This window comes from Paenibacillus sp. FSL W8-0439, assembly GCF_038008995.1.
Classification (GTDB): Bacteria; Bacillota; Bacilli; order Paenibacillales; family Paenibacillaceae; genus Paenibacillus; species Paenibacillus polymyxa.
In genome coordinates this window covers 1,623,941-1,646,230 of the sequence record NZ_JBBPAK010000001.1, presented here as the reverse complement: position 1 = coordinate 1,646,230, position 22,290 = coordinate 1,623,941, and the positions used below count along the sequence as shown (strand labels likewise).

The 22,290-nt window shown below is 44.6% G+C and carries 17 protein-coding genes and 1 tRNA gene; 1 reads left to right on the top strand and 17 read right to left on the bottom strand.

Annotation, left to right across the window (positions count from 1 at the left end):
- Window positions 1–258: 258 nt before the first annotated feature.
- The 12 genes from abc-f to ilvB form a co-directional block, all read right to left on the bottom strand.
- Entirely contained in the window at window positions 259–2,109 is a 1,851-nt protein-coding gene (abc-f, locus tag MKX36_RS07085) for a ribosomal protection-like ABC-F family protein (protein WP_257127084.1), read from the bottom strand.
- Between the two features lie 361 nt (window positions 2,110–2,470).
- The gene (locus tag MKX36_RS07080; protein ID WP_340864451.1) at window positions 2,471–3,508 is read right to left on the bottom strand and encodes a pectate lyase family protein; all 1,038 of its coding nucleotides are present in this window, start codon (window positions 3,506–3,508) and stop codon (window positions 2,471–2,473) included.
- A gap of 264 nt (window positions 3,509–3,772) precedes the next feature.
- Window positions 3,773–3,843 (bottom strand) — tRNA-Gly (locus MKX36_RS07075).
- 107 nt (window positions 3,844–3,950) lie between these two features.
- The gene (locus MKX36_RS07070; RefSeq protein ID WP_257126814.1) at window positions 3,951–6,092 is read right to left on the bottom strand and encodes a bifunctional diguanylate cyclase/phosphodiesterase; all 2,142 of its coding nucleotides are present in this window, start codon (window positions 6,090–6,092) and stop codon (window positions 3,951–3,953) included.
- A gap of 341 nt (window positions 6,093–6,433) precedes the next feature.
- Window positions 6,434–7,537 carry an ATP-binding protein gene (locus tag MKX36_RS07065; RefSeq protein ID WP_019686642.1) on the bottom strand — a complete coding sequence of 368 codons (1,104 nt, stop codon included), beginning with the start codon at window positions 7,535–7,537 and terminating at the stop codon, window positions 6,434–6,436.
- Window positions 7,538–7,874: 337 nt separating this feature from the next.
- The gene (locus MKX36_RS07060; protein ID WP_016820546.1) at window positions 7,875–8,291 is read right to left on the bottom strand and encodes a hypothetical protein; all 417 of its coding nucleotides are present in this window, start codon (window positions 8,289–8,291) and stop codon (window positions 7,875–7,877) included.
- A 260-nt stretch (window positions 8,292–8,551) separates the two neighbouring features.
- The gene (locus MKX36_RS07055; RefSeq protein WP_013370083.1) at window positions 8,552–9,091 is read right to left on the bottom strand and encodes a peroxiredoxin; all 540 of its coding nucleotides are present in this window, start codon (window positions 9,089–9,091) and stop codon (window positions 8,552–8,554) included.
- Window positions 9,092–9,411: 320 nt separating this feature from the next.
- Window positions 9,412–10,488 carry a 3-isopropylmalate dehydrogenase gene (gene leuB, locus MKX36_RS07050; protein ID WP_277375801.1) on the bottom strand — a complete coding sequence of 359 codons (1,077 nt, stop codon included), beginning with the start codon at window positions 10,486–10,488 and terminating at the stop codon, window positions 9,412–9,414.
- Between the two features lie 204 nt (window positions 10,489–10,692).
- Window positions 10,693–12,234 carry a 2-isopropylmalate synthase gene (locus tag MKX36_RS07045; protein WP_025364392.1) on the bottom strand — a complete coding sequence of 514 codons (1,542 nt, stop codon included), beginning with the start codon at window positions 12,232–12,234 and terminating at the stop codon, window positions 10,693–10,695.
- Window positions 12,235–12,358: 124 nt separating this feature from the next.
- Window positions 12,359–13,351: a ketol-acid reductoisomerase gene (ilvC, locus tag MKX36_RS07040; protein WP_013309387.1), complete on the bottom strand. Its 993-nt coding sequence runs from the start codon at window positions 13,349–13,351 to the stop codon at window positions 12,359–12,361.
- A gap of 162 nt (window positions 13,352–13,513) precedes the next feature.
- Window positions 13,514–13,999 (bottom strand): acetolactate synthase small subunit, encoded by a 486-nt coding sequence (gene ilvN, locus MKX36_RS07035; protein ID WP_016820552.1) that lies wholly within the window; start codon window positions 13,997–13,999, stop codon window positions 13,514–13,516.
- A gap of 1 nt (window position 14,000) precedes the next feature.
- Entirely contained in the window at window positions 14,001–15,746 is a 1,746-nt protein-coding gene (gene ilvB, locus MKX36_RS07030; protein ID WP_340864450.1) for a biosynthetic-type acetolactate synthase large subunit, read from the bottom strand.
- A 613-nt stretch (window positions 15,747–16,359) separates the two neighbouring features.
- Here ilvB and MKX36_RS07025 point away from each other — a divergent pair.
- Entirely contained in the window at window positions 16,360–16,800 is a 441-nt protein-coding gene (locus MKX36_RS07025; RefSeq protein WP_016820557.1) for a GNAT family N-acetyltransferase, read from the top strand.
- A gap of 34 nt (window positions 16,801–16,834) precedes the next feature.
- Here MKX36_RS07025 and MKX36_RS07020 read toward each other — a convergent pair whose 3' ends face one another.
- The 5 genes from MKX36_RS07020 to MKX36_RS07000 all read right to left on the bottom strand — a co-directional run bounded on the left by MKX36_RS07020 (window position 16,835) and on the right by MKX36_RS07000 (window position 22,190).
- Window positions 16,835–17,185 carry a hypothetical protein gene (locus MKX36_RS07020; RefSeq protein ID WP_017426630.1) on the bottom strand — a complete coding sequence of 117 codons (351 nt, stop codon included), beginning with the start codon at window positions 17,183–17,185 and terminating at the stop codon, window positions 16,835–16,837.
- A gap of 258 nt (window positions 17,186–17,443) precedes the next feature.
- Window positions 17,444–18,403 (bottom strand): ABC transporter permease, encoded by a 960-nt coding sequence (locus MKX36_RS07015; protein WP_010349245.1) that lies wholly within the window; start codon window positions 18,401–18,403, stop codon window positions 17,444–17,446.
- Window position 18,404: 1 nt separating this feature from the next.
- On the bottom strand, window positions 18,405–19,484 hold the full coding sequence (locus MKX36_RS07010; protein WP_016820564.1) for an ABC transporter permease: 1,080 nt from the start codon (window positions 19,482–19,484) through the stop codon (window positions 18,405–18,407).
- A complete protein-coding gene (locus tag MKX36_RS07005) occupies window positions 19,477–21,015 on the bottom strand; it encodes an ABC transporter ATP-binding protein (protein ID WP_025364391.1) in 1,539 nt (512 codons plus the stop codon). Before MKX36_RS07005 ends, MKX36_RS07010 begins: the two co-directional genes overlap by 8 nt.
- 137 nt (window positions 21,016–21,152) lie before the next feature.
- The gene (locus MKX36_RS07000) at window positions 21,153–22,190 is read right to left on the bottom strand and encodes a BMP family lipoprotein (protein ID WP_016820568.1); all 1,038 of its coding nucleotides are present in this window, start codon (window positions 22,188–22,190) and stop codon (window positions 21,153–21,155) included.
- Window positions 22,191–22,290 lie beyond the last annotated feature (100 nt).

Genomic DNA, 22,290 nt, shown 5'->3' with positions numbered 1-22,290 from the left:
GTTGTAACGGTCGTGAACCGGTATCCCCTACTTGCACAACCGCCATTTACATGACGCTTGAGGTTCAAGGAACTGCTCCGGAGCGAACTTCAACAGCCCAATATTTGCAGAAACGCTCTCAATCCTACGGCGCTTCCTCCCTGTTCAATCGGACACTGCCTACTCTTCTCCATCAAGACATTTTCTAAATACGAACTATTGTTCATTATTATATGCAAACTACTGCACTTTGGCAAGCAGCGCCTATATTTCATTCCTTCAGATATCGGGATCATTCAACTGATCCAGCTTGTCACGAATGCGCCTGATATCGCTCAAGAGCTCCTCATTTGCTTCACTCGTCCCCGTCATTCCCATCAGTTCGGTAAGACGCAGCTGTAATCGTAGACGTTCCTCCCGCTCTCCCTGATCCTTGGGCTCTCGGATGCTTCTCCGTTCATCTTCTTGTTTTTCGTCGGCCGTCCCCTCGTAGATTTCATATCCGCCCCCCGGCTGCATATCGAGTAATCGAGTTGACGTACAACGCACCAGCTCCCGGTCATGCGAGACGAGTACCAGTGCCCCATCATATCGGCGTAAAGAGTCCTCTACAATTTCACGGGTTTCAATGTCAAAGTAATTCGTCGGTTCATCCAGCACCAGCAGATTGGCTCCACTAAAGTACAGACGCAGAAAAGCTACCCTGCATTTTTCTCCCATACTGAGCGTTCCGATCCTTTTGAATACATCCTCTTTGGCAAATAAAAAACAGCCCAGCACTGTTCTCGCTTCTGTTTGGGTCATGGTTGGGAGTGCAAGCAGACTGTCGAGCAATGTCTGATCCTCTGGAAGCTGCTCCAACTCCTGTGAAAAATACCCGATATTCAACTGTGGGTTGGCTGTGATTTTTCCCGTCTTCGGTTCAAGCTGACCTGTTAATAACCGAAGCAGCGTGGTTTTACCAATTCCATTGGGCCCCCGAACAGCCAAACGATCCCCACGTGCAACGTTCAGATTTAGATTTTTCACGATGACATGGTCGTCGTAGCTAAAGTCAACCTGCTCAGTACGCAGCAAATATTTAGCCTGAAACCCGCTGTCATTTAATTTCATGTGCAAAGACGGAGCTTCACGTGGTTGCTCTACCCTGTTAGCTTCCAGTCGCTCCAATTCCTTCTCCTTTGCATGATAACGGGAAATATTTTTTTTAGCCTTGGCCTTGTAAAAGCTCTGCGTAATGGCCATTTCAACCTTGGATGCGCTGCGATGCGCCTGATGAAACCATTCCCTGTAATTTCGAATCGTTTCCTCCAGCGCCTGTCTGGCCAGTTCCTGCTTCCGATAGCTCGCCTCCTGCTCTCGCAGTTCCCGCTCCTTCTGCGCTTTATATTCCTTATAACCACCTTTATAGCGCTCAATACCTGTGGATGTAAGCTCAACTATACTCGTAGCCACCTGATCCAAAAAGGCTCTGTCATGCGATACAAACAGCAGTGTTCCAGGATACGAGGACAGCCACTGCTCCAGCCAGAGCATACTTTCGGCATCCAAATGGTTGGTTGGCTCATCCAGTACCAGCAGCTTGGGCTGCCTGACCATCAGGCCAGCCAGTCGTACTCTCGTCTTCTGTCCGCCACTCAGATCACCATAAGCAATGGACCACGTCTGTGCAGGCATTCCCATTCGGGTGAGCGCCTTTTCCACCTCAGACTCCCAAGCAAAGCCTTGCAGGCGTTCGTATTCATCCATCAGCTCGCCGTAACGCTCCAGTTGCTGCTCCATATCCTTACCAGCATTGGCTAGGTCAGCTTCCAGCTCTCCCAGCGTTTGCTTGAGACGCCAATGCCGAGGGCTGGCCTGCTGTGCGGCCTCCAGTGCGGTTCGAGACCTATCCACTGTATCCTGCTGCTTCAGCCAGCCTCGCTCTTCCATGGGCAAATCATGTTCTACTTGACCGGAGGTTGGCGCTTCATCTCCCAGCAATATTCGTAATAACGTTGTTTTACCGGCTCCATTTCTCCCAAACAACGCGAGCCGTTCTCCTTCCGTCACATCCATCGACACATTCTCAAATATAGATGTCCCGTTCCATTCCTTGACTACATTGCGAACTCGCAAAATGGTTTTCATACCACGATCATCCTTTCCCAGCCCGGTTTTTACACCGGAAGCAATAAAAAAAGCCGCAGAAGGCTGCGGCTTGCATACAGGAAAATAGAATGACTGCTATGAATTATTTCAGAACTTATGCATATGAAAAATAACACCGCGAACGAAAAAAACAAATCCCGTTTCGGAAATATACGCATACGTCCCTACTTTCATTTCAGACACACTTCTCCCGTTGCAGCTTGCAGCCGCCTGCCAGTAACGTGCAGTTGAGTGGGAAAATCAGTGTGCTTACTTCATCGGACGTATGGTTACCTTCCTTTTTATGGGATACTTACTTGCAGTCAGTATAGCAGATCTCAGTATTTTTGCAATACCAGTTTTATTTTCCAAATACCAACGTTGTATTGGACGAACCTGCATACTTAGTTACAAATTCTTTAGTATATTCAGGGGTTTGAACTTGATAACTGTAGTTCTTGCTCGGATTCCATCGGGTCACAGGCGATTTTTGGTTGGTGATGGCTGGAAAACTACCTACATCTTTAAATTCACCATTGGCTTTATCATCCAGAATACCGCCCTTTTCACTACCTTTTCCAAAATAATTATTTTCGGAATAAATTCGTGCATTGGTTGCTATTGTGTAAGCCAACTGAAAATTATTAATATAATTATTTTTCACATGAAAATATCCATATCTCATCAGACCTGGACCGCGTACAAGTAAGTTTTCAAAATAATTATTAGCAATTGTAATATGCGGCATGCCATCATAATTTTTATTGCTGTCATCTGGATAACCCAGAATAAGGCCATATTTATGATTAGCAAATTTGGAGTTGCTAATGGTTACATAATCAGCCGATTGCCCTATGTACAAAAGCTTGTCCAGATCCGAGCCATTTGCATTATAATTATGACCTGCAAAAGTAACATGATCAATCCAATAATTTGTGCCCGCAGTAAGATATAGCTGGATATCATCGTTACCATTAATGCTGGCGCTGTGCTCAAAAGTTAAATTTTGAAAGATCACATTTCCCGAGTTAGCTGTTGTTTTCAAATGAATATTGATTAGCTTATTTTGCGCATAAGAGCCGATTAGCGATTTGTTGGAACCAATATTGATCACGGTTTTAGAAGAAGCAGAAATATTCTTTTCGATGACCAGAATTTTAGGTGTTGAGTCCCCTAGCTGATTTTTCAATTCGTTTAGATTATTGATATAGATGACCTGACTATTTTTGCCCCCTGTTGTAGCAGGCTTTGAAGCTCCCGTTTCGCTTTTAGCCTGTCCAGCAAAACCAATCATGCCATTCGTCGACGTATTTGGGAAATCAGTCGCAGCGAACGTAGCACTTGCTGAAAAAGTAAAAAACACAAAGGCTAAAGCTAAAAGAAAAGAGATTTTTCTCATCGCAGCTACACCATCCTTTTTTTATATTAAATTCCAATTACGAGACTATACTTTTTTCGCAAAATGGTAAATAGTTCTTTTTATCTGTTTATTTATAGCATATAAGAAAAATATTTAATATTGTATTATTTATCAGCGTGAAAATAGTTCGTAGGAACGCAAAAAGCCGGGATCCCCCATTGGTATCCCGGCTAAAATATATTCTTATTGCAAACAAAATAAAAACCCTTGAGTCACAAGGGTTTCGAAATTTTAAAAATCGTAAGCGGGTGATGGGAATCGAACCCACGCTATCAGCTTGGAAGGCTGAAGTTCTACCATTGAACTACACCCGCATTATATAACATCTTGATTCTTATGTATGACATGCACAAAACTTTGTCAACTAACTGAATCAGGATGGTATTTAGTATAACTTACCTTTTTGTAAAATGCAAGCCTACTAGACGCCATCCTGAGCCAGCCAATTCACAGGTTTACGTAAAAACAATTTTTCAAAAACTTCTGCCGGAATGGGACGGCTAAAATAATACCCCTGACCTTCATGACAATCCTGCGCCTGCAAAAATTGAAGCTGCTCCTCATTCTCCACCCCTTCAGCCGTAACCTTCAGCTTCAAATGGTGAGCCATAGAGGCAATGGTAGATACAATGGCCGCATTTTTGCTGTCAACCAGTACCTCATTTACAAAGGACCGGTCAATTTTCAGACGATCAATCGGAAGATTTTTCAAATAATGCAATGAGCTATAACCCGTTCCAAAATCATCAATACTGATTGCAACACCAATAGCTTTTATTTTTTTCAACTGTTCAAAGGCCCGGTCCTTATCAAAAGTCATACTCTCGGTAATCTCCAGCTCTAAATAGCGTGCCTCCAGTCCCGTATCGGACAAAATGCCCCGAATGACATCAACCAGCTTTTTTTGCTGGAATTGGCGCATGGATAAATTGACCGAAATCGGAATCGATGGATACCCCAGCTCCTGCCACTGCTTATTTTGGAGACATGCCTCACGCAACACCCATTCCCCCAAGGGCACGATCAGGCCACTTTCTTCAGCTACTGGAATAAAATCACCCGGCATCACCATCCCGCGATGAGGATGATTCCAACGCACCAGCGCTTCTAAACTCGTTAGCTCGCCACTTTGCAGGTGGACGCGTGGCTGATACACCAATGAAAATTCTTCATTTTCAAGCGCACGCCGCAAATCATTCTCCAACTGGAGTCTTTCATGCGCTCGCATCTGCATCGCACTAGCATACCGCTGAAAATTCACCCCTTGCTCCTTGGCACTATGTACAGCAGTATCCGCCTGTTGAATAAGTTGTTCGCTCTGATTCGCATCCGACGGGTACAAAGCTATGCCAACGCTCACCATCACATGATAAGACTCCCCATTAATATCAAACGGCTGATCGAACAGCTTCACCATATCATCAATACGATTTCTCAAGACATCTGAATCTTCGTAGCCCATTAGAAGAAAGGCAAATTCATCTCCACCCATGCTAAAGACCGCTTCACCTTCGCGGCAAAAATGCCCCAAGCGTTCGCCTACCGCATACAGCAAATAATTGCCTGCCGTATGCCCAAGCGAATCATTAATCGCTTTGAAACGATCAATATTTAGCACTAAAAGCGCTACTGTCTCATCAGATTTCAATGAATGGCGCAATATTTTATCCAGGCGCTGGGAAAGACGTCGCCGATTGGGGAGGCCTGTTATATCATCGTTATAAGCAATATGATTAAATTCAGATTCTGCCGCCTGTTTTTCCCGATAAGGAACCAGAACCATAAGCCGGACCAGACCGCTCAACAAATTATAAAACGCAATCACGTTAGTCAAAAGTCCTATAAGATGATTGATATCACTCATTTGCTCAGCAAATAAATAGAACAACTGGCTCACAACACACAGCCCAATCCCACGAACCATAAGCAACATGCCCAATTCCGCGGGGCGAACTTTCCGATATTTTCGTACTCCAAAAATAAATGTGAGTACCAGCAGTAACATGACAACCAGATTCAACGTCCAGCCCAGGTTACCTAATTCGTACCGTATACGTAGATCCGGTAAGCCTGCATCATATGCCTTAATAACTCCTAGAATCAGCAACGTGCAGCCTATCCCTGCCCACAAAGCCACTGTCTTGTATTCTGACTTCGTCTTTCTAAATGGAAGGGAACAAACGAATAAGAGCATGACCGAGGTAAAGGCACGATTTACAAACAGCAGCCACAACGAAATGCCCGGAGACAAAGCAAAGTCCGTCAGGCTTACGAAACTAAACGAAACGATATGAACAAGATAAAGCAGACCAGCCACCAAAAACGTTGGGGCAATAAGAAGTCTCTGCCAGGTTAACTGTTCCAGCAAAACGGACCAGGATTGATAAAAAATAGAAAAACAAATCGCCGCACAGGCAAATCCTATAATCGGATATACCAAGAAAAATACATTATAGGAGTATATTTTATTCAAAGTTACGTGAAATAATTGCACTAAGACAAATAAAACTATGGCGGCAATTCCAATGCCTATCGTTTTTTTTACTTCCAGCCGTATATTCATTCAGCCTCTTCAGCCCCCTGCATATCGGAGATTCCGATCATCTAAGACGTTTGACAGCTTTGGAAGCCGTTGTTTAAGTCTATAGTATCAAAAAAAATGTTGTATTCTGGTATATAATAGCATTTAATCTGTGAAAGGTGAATCATTTTTTTGTTCTATATTCATGAATTTATTTTCGCATTTATGCAAATGCACATGCTTACAGTACCAAAAAAGCGCATCATCTTTTCAGATCATGCGCTTCAGATGACATTTTTCAAATAGGTGATACCTATACCCCAACGCTGCACACCACAACAGAAATAGTATGTACAGGACCCCTCTGCGAAAATCTCATCATATTAGACTACAGGAAGTGTGATTTTAAATTGTGTACCGCTTCCATGTTTACTGTCTACATGAATGAAGCCTCCGTGGTTTTTGATAATACGATAGCTCACAGCCAATCCCAAGCCGGTTCCACTTTCTTTTGTTGTAAAAAAAGGATCGAATAAACGCGCCAATGTATTGTGATCCATACCTAAGCCGTTATCCTCAATGCAAATGTGCACATAAGAGCCCTCAAGCACGGTATGGATATCAATGCATCCCTCTCGTTCCCCGCTGATGCTTTCAATGGCATCCATCGCATTTTTAATCATATTGAGGATAACCTGCTTAATCTGCTTCACGTCAATGGAAACCTTCATGAGCTCATCATTTTCATCCAGTACGATCTGGCAGCCCTTCATCAACGCCTCGCTTTCTGTCAGCATCACTACTTCTTTCAACAGTCCCATCACAGATACAGCCGTTTTTTGTGGAGCAGAGGGCTTGGACGAATTTAAAAACTCATAAATAATGTCGTTCGCACGATCAATCTCGGTTAAAATAATACGGGCATACTCATCCCTGCCCAACTCCACCAAGTGCGGCCGAAGCAATTGAATAAAACCCCGGATTGCAGTAAGCGGGTTACGGATTTCATGGGCGATAGAGGCCGAAATACGTCCCAGCATCGCCAGCTTGTCGTTTTGATACGCCGTTTGCTCAATCTGCTTATAATCCGACACATCCTTTACACTAAACAAAAAATCGCCATCCATCTGATCACCGTAGGTCACTGTTATCAACCAATGCCGACCATACTCATCAATCAACTCATGATAGCGCTTTCTATGAAAGATAGTTTCTTTATAAATCCGCATAATTTTCTTCTTCTTAAACCGACTTAACTCAGGATGATGCAAAATTTGCATCAGGTTGCGACCCGCGAGCGAACTACGTGGTAGCTCCAGTAATCTCGCCATTTGCACGTTAATAAAGGTCAGTACCCCGTCACTGTCAAACAGCATGATACCACTATCCAGGTTCTCCAGTACATTTTCATACTTATTATTGGCGATCTGTGTGGAAGGGCAAGCTCCCACGGTATCAAGCAAGGCTTCTTGGAATTCACTGATCATGCCAGGCTTCCCCCTTGTATCGGAATGATAAACTGGCCGTATCGGACGTGTAATATTCTTGAAGAAGAGAAAGGTATCTATCGATTACCCTTCAAATGGTGTAGAAAACAGTTTCAATCAACTCCGACCATTTTTTTTGATTCGAGTCTTATTTTATGATAGACAAGATTAAGGATCACAGTCAATCGGAAAAAGTGTCGAATCCACATTTTTATCTTATTTTCTTTCGTCATAATATCTGCGCAACATTACCAAAATAAAAAAATAAGTTAAAAATAAGCGCCCTACACACCAAAGAAGCTCTCCAGATTTGAGAGCTTCTTTGGTGTGTAGGATGTCAACTGCCGCTCTTATTATGTTGAAGCCGGGATCGTCTTTGACTCATAACAGCCAGTCTTCTCTTAAGCTCTCCCTGCCATTTCTCATCGTTCATTTGTTTGGCTACCGTCAATAAATCCAGCGACATGTCAATTTGGCGCTTCACAATTTCAACTGCATCTTCACTCTCACGATTTACACAATTTTCAAATATCGTATCATCGTCTTCCATGACATAATCCTGAAAATCAATCTCGGATGCCCCATCTCCATGTGCATACTCAGCCAAAATTTCATACTCATTTTCGACTTTATAATGAACTTCAATGCGACGACATACCGGGCAAAACAGCAAAGGAACATTATGGACTTGGGTGCGGTAATGCTTCAGCGTTCCCTTGGTTCCTACCATGCTTGCTCCACAGCAATAACTCATCCGGGCTCAGCCTCCTCTGAACAAAACCTGTTCTGCCTTGTTTATCTTCTACAATACCTTATTCGCTTTCATCAGGCAAAATTCCTCCAGAACACAACAACATTTCCATAATTATTTGTTACTTCACTCTGTATTACATGAATCAGACAGGCTATTCCTATATCTTCGGCTGCATAGTGCAGGCAAGCAAGCCCCCAACAACGGTAAAGTAACCGCTTGTTGGGGGCTTGCTTGTTTAAGTTCAACTTGTAAAGCTAATATTACAGATTTTTATCGCCTGGTTTCCAGTTCATTGGGCACAAGCCACCGGATTGCAAAGCTTGCAGTACACGCAATGTTTCTTCTACACTGCGGCCTACATCGTTGTGGTTAACCACTTGATATTTCAGTTCGCCTTCTGGATCAATGATGAACAAGCCGCGCAATGCAACGCCTTCTTCTTCGATCAGAACGCCATAGTCGCTTGCTGTTTTTTTCGTGATGTCGGAAGCCAATGGGAAGTTCAGTTTGCCCAGACCGTTGTTTTCTTTAGCTGTGTTGATCCATGCTTTGTGGCTGTGCACGGAGTCTACACTGATACCCAAAATTTCAGTATCAAGCTCTTTGAATTGGTCAGCAGCATCGCTCAATGCTGTAATTTCTGTTGGGCATACAAACGTGAAATCCAGTGGATAGAAGAAAAATACGAGCCACTTGCCACGGTAATCGGAAAGTTTCACCGAGCCAAATTCTTGACCGTCTCCAGATACTGTTTCCAATGCAAAATCAGGTGCGGGTCTTCCTACCAATCTTTCTGCCATAATGTGAAATCCTCCTTTAAAATATGTAAGAAAAACACCAATTGTGCTTTCCTCAATCATCTGTATTGTAATAAACAACCTACTTGATAAATGTTATCATTCGCTGAAATCAAAGTCAATATTATAACCATTACTTTTTTATAATTATTTTAAACTAGCTTAAAAATTCACGATTTATTCACATTTGGAGTTTTCTGATACACAAATAGCTCCTGATTGCTCAGGAGCTACGATGTTAATTATTTGCTGTAAAGTTATACTGTATAACCGCCCTATATAATAGGAAGCTTTTTTTCAGAACGGGTGCGTTTTCGGAGCCTTTAGCGAATAGCTGCTGCAATTAAATCGCCCATTTGGGTAGTCGAGATCGCTTGTAATTTATCCACCGCGATATCTGCCGTACGGTGTCCTGCATCCAGTACCTCAGCTACCGCCTTCTCAATAGCGTCAGCTGCTTTCTCGTACCCGAAGGTGAGGCGGAACATCAAAGCAACGGACAAAATTGTTGCAATAGGATTCGCCAGTCCTTGACCTGCAATATCAGGTGCCGAGCCGTGCACCGGCTCGTACAGACCGAAGCTGCCTTCTCCCAGTGATGCAGAGGAGAGCATACCGATGGACCCGGTCAGCATAGCTGCTTCATCACTAAGAATGTCACCAAACATATTTTCCGTTACGATGACGTCAAAACTAGATGGACGACGCAACAGTTGCATGGCACAGTTATCAACCAATACATGCTCAAGCTCGACATCTGGGTAATCTACAGCGACCCGGTTAACGACTTCACGCCACAAACGGGAAGTTTCCAGTACATTAGCCTTATCCACCGATGCGAGTTTTTTGCGACGTTTTTGTGCAATTTCGAAGGATTGACGAACAATACGCTCTACTTCTGTTACATTATATGCGCAAGTATCGACCGCTTCTTCACCCTGAGCACTCTCTCGTCTGTACTTCTCACCGAAATAAATGCCGCCCGTCAGTTCGCGCACCACGATTAAGTCCGTTCCTTCCAGTACCTCTGGTTTCAAAGTAGATGCGTCCTTAAGACAATCGAAAACGACAGCAGGACGAAGATTTGAAAACAGACCAAGCTCTTTGCGAATACCGAGCAATCCGGTTTCAGGACGAAGCTCCTTAGGATTGTTGTCCCATTGTGGTCCTCCTACCGCTCCCAACAGCACGGCATCTGCAGATTGACATACGGCCAGTGTTTCTTCCGGCAATGGAGTCCCCTTCTTATCAATGGCAATCCCGCCGAACAGCGCATGCTCTGTTTCGAATGAGTGGCCAAACACTTCTTCCGTACGTTTCAAAATTTTCTCTGCCTCTGCGACCACTTCAGGTCCGATTCCGTCTCCCGCTATTACTGCAATCTTTTTAACGTCTGCCATCACGTACACTCCTCTTGTTATATAGCCATACAGCCGTATTTCTCATACCTTCTTTGTAACATAAATAGCAGGGCTTTGACCAAGATATAGAATCTATCAATTCAATAGGCTCAGCCTATAAGCTGATTTTTCCATCAGAGAACAAGAAAACAGGACCGGTAACACCCGATCCTGTCTATATTCATTTCATAGGCATGTATAAACTTAGGATTTATAATCTACGCGATTGCTGTAATTTTTACGCTTGTCGATCAAACCATTCAGTGCATCCACATAAGCTCGTGCACTTGCTTCCAAAATATCAGTGCTTACCCCGCGTCCCTGTACAGATATTCCGTTTTGAGTCAGCACCACATGTACTTCACCTAGAGCGTCCTTGCCATGGGTAACAGATTTGATGGAGTAATCAGAAAGTACAACACTCTCGCTGCTGGCTTGGTCAATCGCATTATAGATCGCATCGACTGAACCATTTCCTTCAGCTTCTGTCTCGATTACCTGACCTTCATCGTTAACCAGGCGCACTTGTGCGGAAGGCGTAGCCTTGTTCCCGTAAGTTACGAAAATGGTTTCCAGCTTGAAGACTTCAGGTGCATCGGCCAATTTTTCTTCCAGCAATGCCAAGATATCATCATCCGATACTTCCTTCTTCTTATCAGCCAAATCCTTAAACTGACCAAAAGCGCGATTCAGTTCTTCTTCGTTCAATTCGTAGCCCAATTCGACCAAACGCTCACGGAAAGCATGACGCCCTGAATGTTTGCCCAGTACTAGCTTGCTTTCTTTCAGACCGATACTTTCCGGTGTCATAATTTCATAGGTCGTCTTTTCCTTCAGCATGCCGTCTTGGTGAATACCTGATTCGTGCGCAAAAGCGTTAGCACCCACGATCGCCTTGTTGCCCGGCACTACCATCCCCGTCAAACGGCTAACCAAACGGCTCGTACGTGCAATTTCAGACAGTTGCAGAGACGTTTTGGCCTGGAAAAATTCCTGTCTCGTCTCCAGTGCCATGGCGATTTCCTCAATGGCCGTGTTTCCAGCACGTTCACCGATACCGTTAATCGTTCCCTCAATCTGATCTGCACCGTTCAGGATGGCAGCAAGCGTATTAGCAGTAGCCATTCCCAAGTCATTGTGGCAATGTGCACTCAATTGAATCTTCTCCACATCAACCACATTTTGCTTGATATGTTTGAATATATTTCCATATTCGTATGGTGTTAGGTAACCTACCGTATCTGGAATATTGACGACAGAAGCCCCTTCATTTACAGCCATGGTGACCATTTCAACTACAAAATCAAGCTCCGTTCGCCCTGCATCCTCCAATGAAAACTCCACTTTTGGCAAATACTTCAATCCATAACGAATGGCTGCACGGGCCGTTTCCAATACCTGTGCCTTCTCCATCCGCAGCTTATGCTGACGATGAATTGGAGAGGTTGCCAAAAAGATATGGATACACGGGTCCTGTGCTCCCTTAAGTGCCTCGCGAACCGCATCAATATCCTGTTCCCTTGCACGCGAAAGGCCAATAACAGTCGAATTTTTTACAGCTTTTGCTACTGCATTAACAGCCGCGAGATCACCCGGAGAAGCAGCTGGGAACCCAGCCTCCATACGATCGATTCCCAGCTTCTCCAACTGATGAGCGATCTCTACTTTCTCACGAGTATTCAAGTTCACGCCAGGTGACTGTTCTCCGTCTCTCAACGTTGTGTCAAATATATATATTTTGCGCAACCTAACGCACCTCCTCAGGATTTGGACCCTTAAATTACAATGCGGCTCACGCAATAAGCAGGGCCGCATTGTAATTAATATTTATAAATAATTCATGTTGTCGAGCTTATAGTACAAAAGGTTATTACTTTTTGATCCAATGCATCATTTCACGCAATTGTCCGCCCACTACTTCAATCGGATGGTTAGCTTCATTGCGACGAGTAGCCGTCAGGAATGCACGTCCAGATTGATTTTCAAGGATGAAGTCACGAGCAAATTTACCTTGTTGAATGTCAGTCAATACATCCTTCATAGCTTTCTTCGTATCTTCTGTTACCACACGTGGTCCAGTTACATAATCGCCATATTCTGCTGTATTACTGATGGAATCACGCATTGTTGCCAATCCACCTTCATACATCAGGTCAACGATCAGCTTAAGCTCATGCAAGCATTCGAAGTATGCCATCTCAGGAGCATAACCTGCCTCAGTCAATGTTTCAAAGCCCGCTTTTACGAGTGCGCTCACACCGCCACACAATACCGCCTGCTCACCGAACAGGTCCGTCTCCGTTTCTTCACGGAAGGAGGTTTCAATTACGCCCGCACGTGTACAGCCAATGCCTTTTGCGTATGCAAGACCGATCTCCTTGGCTTGACCTGTTGCGTCCTGCTCAATTGCGATCAACCCCGGTACACCAAACCCTTCTACATAGGTACGACGTACCATATGTCCTGGGGATTTTGGAGCAACCAGCAATACATCGCTATCTTTAGGAGCTACGATTTGTCCAAAATGAACATTGAAACCATGGGAGAACAAAAGTGCTGCGCCTTTTTTCAGGTTAGGTTCGATTTCATTTTTGTAGACAGAAGCTTGAGTTTCATCAGGCAACAAAATCTGAACCACATCTGCACGGCTTGTTGCATCAGCTACGTTCAGAACTTCAAAACCGTCGTTTCTTGCGACATCAGCTGATTTGCCTTCACGCAAACCAATAACAACATTTACACCACTGTCACGCAAGTTTTGTGCTTGAGCATGTCCTTGGCTACCGTAACCGATAACGGCCACTGTTTTTCCTTTCAATACGCTAAGTTCTGCATCTTTTTCGTAGTACGTTGTAACTGCCATGGTTAATTTCCTCCTTTTAATTGGACCCTTCATAATGAGCGGGTAGTCCAAGAGACTTCGCCTCTGAATGGCATTTAAAAATCTCTTCGAGCACCCGCTCTTATGCGGGCGGTTCTTTAATGATGTAATGCGCTATAAGCGGTAAATCGTTAAAGCTTCAAATTATGCATTGCCACGTATCATAGCTGTAACCCCGGTTCGGGTCAACTCGCGAATACCATAAGGCTTCAGCAATTCGATCATTGCATCAATTTTTTCGGTATCGCCAATGACCTGAACGATTAAGCTCGTCGTTCCAACATCAATTACAGCTGCTCTGAACGTTTCTACCACGCCCATAATTTCTGGTCGCTGGGGCGGTTCAGCCTTCACCTTAATCATTGCCAATTCCCGAGCAACCATCGGCTTGGAACTGAGATCGATGACCTTGATCACATCAACCAGCTTGTAAAGCTGCTTTTCAATCTGCTCCAGGTTGTTCTCATCCCCTACAGTCACTATGACCATACGGGATAATCCAGCTTCTTCCGATTGACCGACGGTGATGCTCTCAATGTTAAAGCCACGGCGGCCAAACAGTCCAGATACACGTTGCAAAACGCCGGGATGATCATTTACCAGTACAGCAATGGTATTTTTCGTCGTCATTTTACTCGTCCCCCATCAGCATTTGATCAATGGTCGAACCTTGCGTCACCATCGGATATACATTTTCTTCCTTGCTGACTACAAACTCGACAACGACCGGTCCGGGTGTATCAAGCGCCTCCTGCCAAGCCCGACGTGCTTCTTCCTTATTCGTAGCACGCAGTCCTTTGACACCGTATGCTTCGGCCAGTTTCACAAAATCCGGGCTTCCAGCCAGATCAATGTGACTGTACCGATTGTTATAGATCAATTCTTGCCATTGGCGAACCATTCCAAGTACCTGGTTGTTAATGATTACGATTTTGACCGGAATGTTATTGATTGCACAGATGGCTAATTCCTGCGAACACATCTGCATACCGCCGTCTCCGTTAATCGATATTACCAATCTGTCGGGATTGGCCATCTGAGCGCCGATGGCAGAAGGGAAACCAAATCCCATCGTACCCAGTCCGCCAGAGGTAACCCATGAGCGTGGCTGATTAAATTTATAATACTGTGCTGCCCACATTTGATGCTGTCCTACGTCCGTCGTAACGATTGCTCCACCCTTGGTCGTTTTATCCAACAATTCGATAACCCATTGTGGCTTAAGCACCGTTTCAGAATCCTTATAAGAATAAGGCTTCTCTGCCTTCCATTGCTGAATTTGCGCTCTCCATGCATCAGCCAGGTCTGCGCGTTTCACATCCTGATTCAGCAATTCCAATACTGCTTTCACATCGCCTACGATTGGAATATCCGCGGCCACATTTTTTCCAATTTCCGCAGGGTCGATATCAATGTGTACGATCTTTGCCTGAGGAGCAAATCCATCCAACTTGCCAGTCACCCGATCATCAAAGCGGGCACCGATACAGATCAGTAGATCTGACTGCTGAATCGCCTGGTTGGAAGTGTATGTTCCGTGCATTCCCGGCATCCCTGTCCAGAGTTCATGTCCACTTGGGAATCCTCCCAATCCAAGCAATGTTGTCGCAATCGGAATTTCCGTTTTACGAACAAACTCGTAAAGTGCTTCATGTCCGCCGGAGTATACAACTCCACCACCTGCCAGAATGAATGGACGTTCTGCTTCGGCAATAGCTTGAGTTAGCTTGTCTAGTTGAATTTTGTTGGGCAATACTTTCGGGTTGTAACCCCGCATGGTCACAGGCTCTGTCTGTGGAACAAACAATGTCTGCGCTGCAGAAATGTCCTTCGGAATATCAATCAGTACTGGTCCTTTTCTGCCTGTGTTGGCAATATGAAATGCCTCATGGATGATTCGCGGCAGATCCTCTACATCTCTCACCAGATAGCTGTGCTTCGTAATCGGCATTGTAATTCCCGTGATATCAGCTTCCTGGAAAGCATCTGTACCGATCAGGGAAGATACAACGTTGCCCGTGATGACCACCAACGGCACCGAATCCATATAAGCCGTCGCAATGCCAGTTACCAAGTTTGTTGCTCCAGGTCCGGAAGTCGCGATACAGACACCAACTTTACCGCTTGCCCGTGCATAACCATCTGCCGCATGAATAGCTCCTTGCTCGTGACGAGTGAGGACATGCTTGAAATCCTTGAAGCCGTACATGGCATCATAGATATAAAGCACCGCACCACCAGGATATCCGAAGACACAATCCACTCCCTCCAGCAAAAGGCTACGGAGTAAAATTTCCGAACCTGTAATCACTTCAGGTTTCATCCACTTTTCACGTAATTCATCGGTTGACCTAACTTCAGGAATTTGTGCACTCATTGGTCATCCTCCTTTACAAAATTTACATACAGCTGACATTTGTGAAAACAAAAAAACCTTTCATCCCTAGAACAGACTTGCTGTTACTGAGGGACGAAAGGCTGTAGCTTCCGTGGTACCACCCGTGTTTGCCCGATATTTTGCAATATCGAACCTTAGTAGGTACAGAAATCACAAAGGATCTCCATATCTGACGTCTGTAACGTAGACCGTACGATTTTCCCTAATAGGCGATTCAGCGCACCGTTAATATCATTGGGCCCAAATACTTTTCAGGAAAACAGCTCCAAGGTGAGCTCGTTAAAAAGGGATTTTGGTGAAGCTTGCAGCTAATGCCTCACTCTCTGAACAAAAGAGCCCTAATCACTTCGTCCTCTTCATTGCCGTTGTGTTCATGTCATTCTTTCAAATGTTTAGACACATTATATGTCCCCCATCTGGGATAGTCAATACCCATATTTCATAAAAATTTATGTTTCTCTTCTTAAGCACCTTTGAGTCGCACGCTTGTAAGAGGTGCCCGCATATGATAAAAAAGACCGCACAGTGAGACTTTGTACTCCTCCGAAGCCATGACATATCTTGTTAAAAGGGTAAAAAAGGAGGCCCGTTTATGATTCGCAAACGATGCGCCCAAGATGACAAAATGATCTTTCGTCTAATCGAGCAAGAGCTTGTCCCCCTATCGCATTTAAGTGCCCAGGAAATGGATCAAATACGCAAAGAATTACCCCGGCGCTTAAACCGGGGCATCACTTTTGTAGCTTGCAGACCGGATAATGCACAGGTTGTTGGCTTCATTCATGTTATGCTGCATGGAGAACTATTATACATTGATTTGATCGCAATCTCTTCGGCTCAGCAAGGTAAAAGATACGGAAAAAAGTTGCTGGAGTATGCCGAGCAATATGGCCGATTGCGACGTTGCAAGCGGGCTAAAGTGATGGTGGACGAAGACAATGTGCGAGGGATCCATTTTTATCTACGTCATCAATATCATATGCTACGATACGTGGCTCTAAGCCGATGTCACGAACTCGAAAAGTCACTGTGAAAAATATGGTTTTCGGGCTCAGGATTTTGTAAAACTAAAAAAAGTTAGGGTAAAAAGGATTGCCTACCCCGGGGTAGCCCCCGTCTGTGTACGGTCCATATTGCGGACCATATCCTGGACCTCCATAACCTGGTCCTCCATAACCTGGACCGTAGCCACCGTAGGCACCCACGTATGGAGCTGTGCCAATGGCCAGCAAATCAAAAAGCACCAGAGGAATAATCGCTTTCGTGTTTACTTTTTTCTTACGGTTTGGTTGGAGAATCAGTCTGTTACCCGAAATGCGAATCAGCTTGCCACTGACCCGAGAGCCATCCTTACGTGTAGCGAAGATGACTTTGCCGACAAGCTTCTCCACCTGCTTTCTGGTTACTGCCTGTTTCATCGTATTTCCTCCTTCTTTCTCAACGGATGGACAGATTGAACGGCTCCTTGATAGCTCACCACCACCACAAAATAGACTGGAGCTGACAGGGGCCGAGCGTCCGTCCAATCTGCATAGCACAGTCTATTCCATTCAAGCCATAAGCGTATGTTTAAATGCCTGCACAATGTAAAAAAAATCTGGTACCTGCACATGCAGATACCAGATTTTCATATACACCAATATGTGTATTTAAAAACATTAGTTGTCTATGAGTCATTAACGCTTGCTTGGATCATACAGTTGACCCAAAGCGGCCGGAGCACGTGAACGTCCAACTGCCGCTACCAGCACAATAATTGTCAGGAGATACGGCAACATAAAAATAATTTCCTGGGGAATACTTTGCGACCATGCAAACAACTGCACATAGTTGCGAATGGCTTGTGAAAAACCGAAAAACACTGCCGCTCCAAAAGCACCGAGCGGATTCCATTTACCGAAAATCATAGCCGCAATAGCAATATAGCCCTGCCCTGAAACGGTATTATGTGAGAACATATTGGTTGTAGTCAAAGTGATCGTAGCTCCACCAATCCCAGCCAACGCACCACTAATCATAACACCGATGTAACGAAGGCGATTGACTTTGATCCCCACTGTATCGGCTGCACCCGGATGCTCCCCTACTGAACGCAAACGCAAGCCAAACGGAGTTTTATACAAAGTAAAGTAGCCGATAATAACTAATAGAATAGCTAGATATGTCGTTGGATAGGCTTGGAAGAATGCTTTTCCTGCAATCGGAATATCCACAAGATAAGGAATGGATATCTCGTTAAAACCTTGAATTCGGCCGGTGTCCCCATCACCCTCAAATAACAGCTTAACCATGTACAGCGTACTACCTGCTGCCAGAAAGTTAATGACAATCCCGCTGATTACCTGATCAGCCTTGAACGTAATAGAGGCTACAGCATGAATTAGCGAAACCAGAATACCGAACACCGCAGCTGACAGCACACCTACCCAAGCCGCAGAGGTGCCACCTAATCCTGCTTGCTCAGCATAAAATCCGCCCACACCTGCCGCAAACGCACCAAACACCATAAGACCTTCCAGTCCAAGATTCGTTACACCGGATTTTTCCGAAAAAACTCCGCCAAGAGACGCAAAAATAATCGCCGTCGCAAAAACGAGCGTTGTATGGATTAATTCACCAAGTGTTAACCAACTCATTTTACAACACCTTCTCTTTCTTCCGCTTGGAGTAGAGCGGCTTTACAACCCAACGCACAATACCTTGGGCCGCAATGAAGAAAATAATCGAGCCAATAACTACCCGGATAATTTCTGGCGGTACATCCGCGCTAAAGCTCATCCCCGCAGAACCATACGTGAGCGTTCCGAACAAAACAGAACCGAGCAACACACCGAACGGATTATTCATCCCGATCAAAGACACAGCGATACCGTCAAAGCCGGTTCCTGGTGATCCTGCCATGACAGATTGATAATGGAAAACCCCCAGCACCTCAAAAGCGCCAGCCAATCCGGCAAAAACACCACTAATAAACATCGCTTTTATGATATTACGATTTACATTCATACCTGCATAACGGGATGCATCCTGATTAAATCCGACAGCCCGAAGCTCATAGCCCTGCTTTGTTTTCCACATGAAAATATAGAAAAACACTGCCGCCAGCACAGCAATAACTGTGCCCCAATGAACTCGAGCATTCCCCATCATCTGGGACAACCAGTCAATGGAAATAGAAGCGGAAGGTTGGATATCCACAGAGCGATTTTCACCTTCCATAAGTGCGAACTGATTAATTACCAAATTAGCCAAATACAGACCGATCCAGTTCATCATAATACATGTAATAACTTCGTTCACGCCTCGCTTGGCCTTCAAATAGCCAGCAATCGCAGCCCACAAGCCTCCGAAAACAGCTCCTGCGATCACAGCCAGCGGTGCATGAAGGATAGCAGGCAGCCCATGAAGTTTGATACCTACAATCGAAGCAGCTGTCATACCGACCAAAAACTGACCTTCGCCACCGATGTTAAACAACCCGGCACGGGCCGCAAAAGCAAATGCCAAGCCTGTTAAAATCAACGGTGTCATCTCACGGATCGCTTCGCCAAAATTGTAGGAATCTCCGTACACACGGCTAAACAAAGCGGAATAAGCCACAATAGGATCATACCCGCCAATCAACATCACGATAGCACCCAGAATGAGGCCTAGAATAATAGAGACCAGAGCCAGAACAAAGGAGTCTTTTGTGAATATTTTCAATAGGTTAGCCATTCTCTACTCCTTTCTTCACTGCACTTCCTGCCATCATTAGCCCCAGTTCCTGGTCATTCGTTTCTTCAGGCAGCACTTCCCCGACAATCTTACCCTCATAAATAACAGCAATTCGATCGGATACATTCATAATCTCGTCCAGCTCAAAAGAAATGAGCAGTACCGCTTTACCTTGATCCCGCTGAGCAATCAATTGTTTCTGGACAAATTCAATAGCTCCGACATCCAGCCCGCGTGTAGGCTGCGCCGCAATGAGAAGGTCTGGGTTTTTATCAATTTCACGTGCTATGATTGCCTTTTGCTGATTTCCACCAGATAGCGATCTTGCCTTGGTATGAATATCTGGTGTTCTAACATCAAACTTCTCAATAAGACTTTTTGCCTGTTTTTCTATAGCGTCCTTGTTCAAGAAGCCATTTTTACTGTAAGGCGCCTGATAATACGTCTCCAGCACCATATTTTCACTCATGGAAAAATCGAGCACCAACCCATGCTTATGGCGATCCTCCGGTATATGTGAAACGCCTGCCTCTGAAATTTTGCGCGGTGGCTGATTTGCCAGTTCTGTTCCGAGCAAACGGATACTTCCGCTATCCACCTTGCGCAAGCCTGTCAAAGCTTCTATTAGCTCACTCTGTCCATTGCCGTCTACTCCGGCAATCCCCAAAATCTCGCCGGCCTTGACCTGCAGGTTCAATTCATTCAGAACATGAATGCCATCCTTGTTTTTAGAAATTACTTTGTTCATTTCCAGTACAGTTTGTCCTGGTTGAGCAAGCTTCTTATCCACTTTAAAGGACACACGACGGCCCACCATTTTCTCCGCCAACTCATTTGGTGTTGTTTCAGATGTTTTAACCGTGTCAATAACTTTACCTCGGCGAATAATCGTAACCGTATCTGCAATTTGCATAATTTCTTTGAGTTTATGAGTGATAAGAATAATTGATTTGCCTTCAGCTACTAAGCGCTTCATAATGTCCAGCAACTCAGAGATTTCCTGTGGTGTCAGCACCGCTGTTGGCTCATCAAAAATTAGAATATCTGCACCGCGATAAAGCGTTTTGATAATTTCCACACGCTGTTGCATACCAACAGATATATCCTCAATTTTGGCATTCGGATTTACCTGAAGTCCGTATTGTTCAGACAACCGCTGTACTTCTGCGGCAGCCTTTTTATAATTGATTTTCAGACCCTTACGTGGCTCCGACCCAAGGACAATATTTTCGGTTACGGTAAACGGCTGTACGAGCTTAAAATGCTGATGCACCATGCCGATCCCCAGATCAATTGCCTTATTTGGACTATCAATCTGTACGGGGTTCCCTCCCATTTCAATGGTCCCTTCATCCGGCTGATACAGTCCGAAAAGAATATTCATAAGCGTAGATTTGCCCGCGCCATTCTCACCCAAAAGGGCGTGAATTTCTCCTTTATGCAGCTTGATGCTGATGGAGTCGTTGGCAACGATGCCGGGGAATCGTTTTGTAATTTGCTTTAACTCAACGACGGGGGTCGCTGCATCCATGAGATCACCCTTATACACTTTATAGTATGTGCTCCAATGAGCTGATTTTGACCGTTATAATCTTATAACTCCAGACGTAAGAACAAGGCTAGTCTTATGAACCAGCCTTGTCGCCACCTTTATGTTCTTCACCTAACTTATTTCGAAGGAACTGTAATTTCGCCTTTAATGATTTTTTGCTTGTATTGTTCTACAAGATCAAGCACGTCTTTAGGAACGTTTTTCGTAGATGTATCTGCCAAACCAATTCCGTTATCCTTCAGAGCCAGTGTTTCGACACCGCCCTTAAACTTACCGTCAATTACTTCTTGGGATACGCGTTTTACTGCTTCATCTACGCGTTTTACCATCGACGTTAATGTTACTTCATCACCAAACTCAAGGGATTGGTCTTTATCTACGCCGATAACCCATACTTGCTGACCTTGCTGCTTACGTGCAAGTGCTTCGTTAAATACGCCTGTTCCTGATCCGCCAGCTGCATGGAAAATAATATCTGCACCATCGTTGTAGATCGTTGCTGCTGCAGCTTTACCTAAATCCGGCTTATCAAACGCACCCGTATAGTTCACAATCAGTTGTGCTTTTGGATTTACAGCCTTAATCCCTGCTTCAAACCCTTTTTCAAAACGTTTGATCAACGGGCTATCTTGTCCACCCACAAAACCAATTTTGTTTGTTTTAGTAAGCTTACCAGCTACAACCCCTACCAGGAAGGAACCTTCATTTTCAGCAAATACAACCGATTTGACATTAGGCGCATCCACAACACTGTCAATGATCGCCAAATTTTTGTTCGGATTGTCTTTTGCTACTTGTCCAATCGCATTCGCCAGATTAAAACCGATACCCCAAGTCAGGTTAAAATCACCTTTAACGAATTGGTTCAGGTTAGGAATATAATCTTGGTCGGATTTACTTTGCAGGTATTTAACTTTAACGCCTGATTCTTTCTCAATAGCTTGAAGTGCCTCCCAAGCAGATTGGTTAAACGATTTGTCGTTTACTCCGCCCACATCTGTAACCATGCCAAGTTGGACATTTGATGTTTTGGCAGAACCGCCTGCTTCTCCACCATTTGCATTGGAAGCACCTTGATTTTTGTTACCGCAGCCTGCGAGAATGACCGAGATCGCCAGCAGCATAACCAAAGACATACTAAACAATTTCTTCATGCTGATACTGTTCCCCCTTAGTGTTAGATCCCTGGACTGTCTCTTTTCTTTAGAAAATGTATTTCATTTTCATGTCATTTACTGACGAGACAGATCGTAC

Coding starts and splice junctions, on each gene's coding strand:
- abc-f (WP_257127084.1), bottom strand. CDS start 2,109: ATGAAAACCATTTTGCGAGTTCGCAATGTAGTCAAGGAATGGAACGGG.
- MKX36_RS07080 (WP_340864451.1), bottom strand. CDS start 3,508: ATGAGAAAAATCTCTTTTCTTTTAGCTTTAGCCTTTGTGTTTTTTACT.
- MKX36_RS07070 (WP_257126814.1), bottom strand. CDS start 6,092: ATGAATATACGGCTGGAAGTAAAAAAAACGATAGGCATTGGAATTGCC.
- MKX36_RS07065 (WP_019686642.1), bottom strand. CDS start 7,537: ATGATCAGTGAATTCCAAGAAGCCTTGCTTGATACCGTGGGAGCTTGC.
- MKX36_RS07060 (WP_016820546.1), bottom strand. CDS start 8,291: ATGAGTTATTGCTGTGGAGCAAGCATGGTAGGAACCAAGGGAACGCTG.
- MKX36_RS07055 (WP_013370083.1), bottom strand. CDS start 9,091: ATGGCAGAAAGATTGGTAGGAAGACCCGCACCTGATTTTGCATTGGAA.
- leuB (WP_277375801.1), bottom strand. CDS start 10,488: ATGGCAGACGTTAAAAAGATTGCAGTAATAGCGGGAGACGGAATCGGA.
- ilvC (WP_013309387.1), bottom strand. CDS start 13,351: ATGGCAGTTACAACGTACTACGAAAAAGATGCAGAACTTAGCGTATTG.
- ilvN (WP_016820552.1), bottom strand. CDS start 13,999: ATGACGACGAAAAATACCATTGCTGTACTGGTAAATGATCATCCCGGC.
- ilvB (WP_340864450.1), bottom strand. CDS start 15,746: ATGAGTGCACAAATTCCTGAAGTTAGGTCAACCGATGAATTACGTGAA.
- MKX36_RS07025 (WP_016820557.1), top strand. CDS start 16,360: ATGATTCGCAAACGATGCGCCCAAGATGACAAAATGATCTTTCGTCTA.
- MKX36_RS07020 (WP_017426630.1), bottom strand. CDS start 17,185: ATGAAACAGGCAGTAACCAGAAAGCAGGTGGAGAAGCTTGTCGGCAAA.
- MKX36_RS07015 (WP_010349245.1), bottom strand. CDS start 18,403: ATGAGTTGGTTAACACTTGGTGAATTAATCCATACAACGCTCGTTTTT.
- MKX36_RS07010 (WP_016820564.1), bottom strand. CDS start 19,484: ATGGCTAACCTATTGAAAATATTCACAAAAGACTCCTTTGTTCTGGCT.
- MKX36_RS07005 (WP_025364391.1), bottom strand. CDS start 21,015: ATGGATGCAGCGACCCCCGTCGTTGAGTTAAAGCAAATTACAAAACGA.
- MKX36_RS07000 (WP_016820568.1), bottom strand. CDS start 22,190: ATGAAGAAATTGTTTAGTATGTCTTTGGTTATGCTGCTGGCGATCTCG.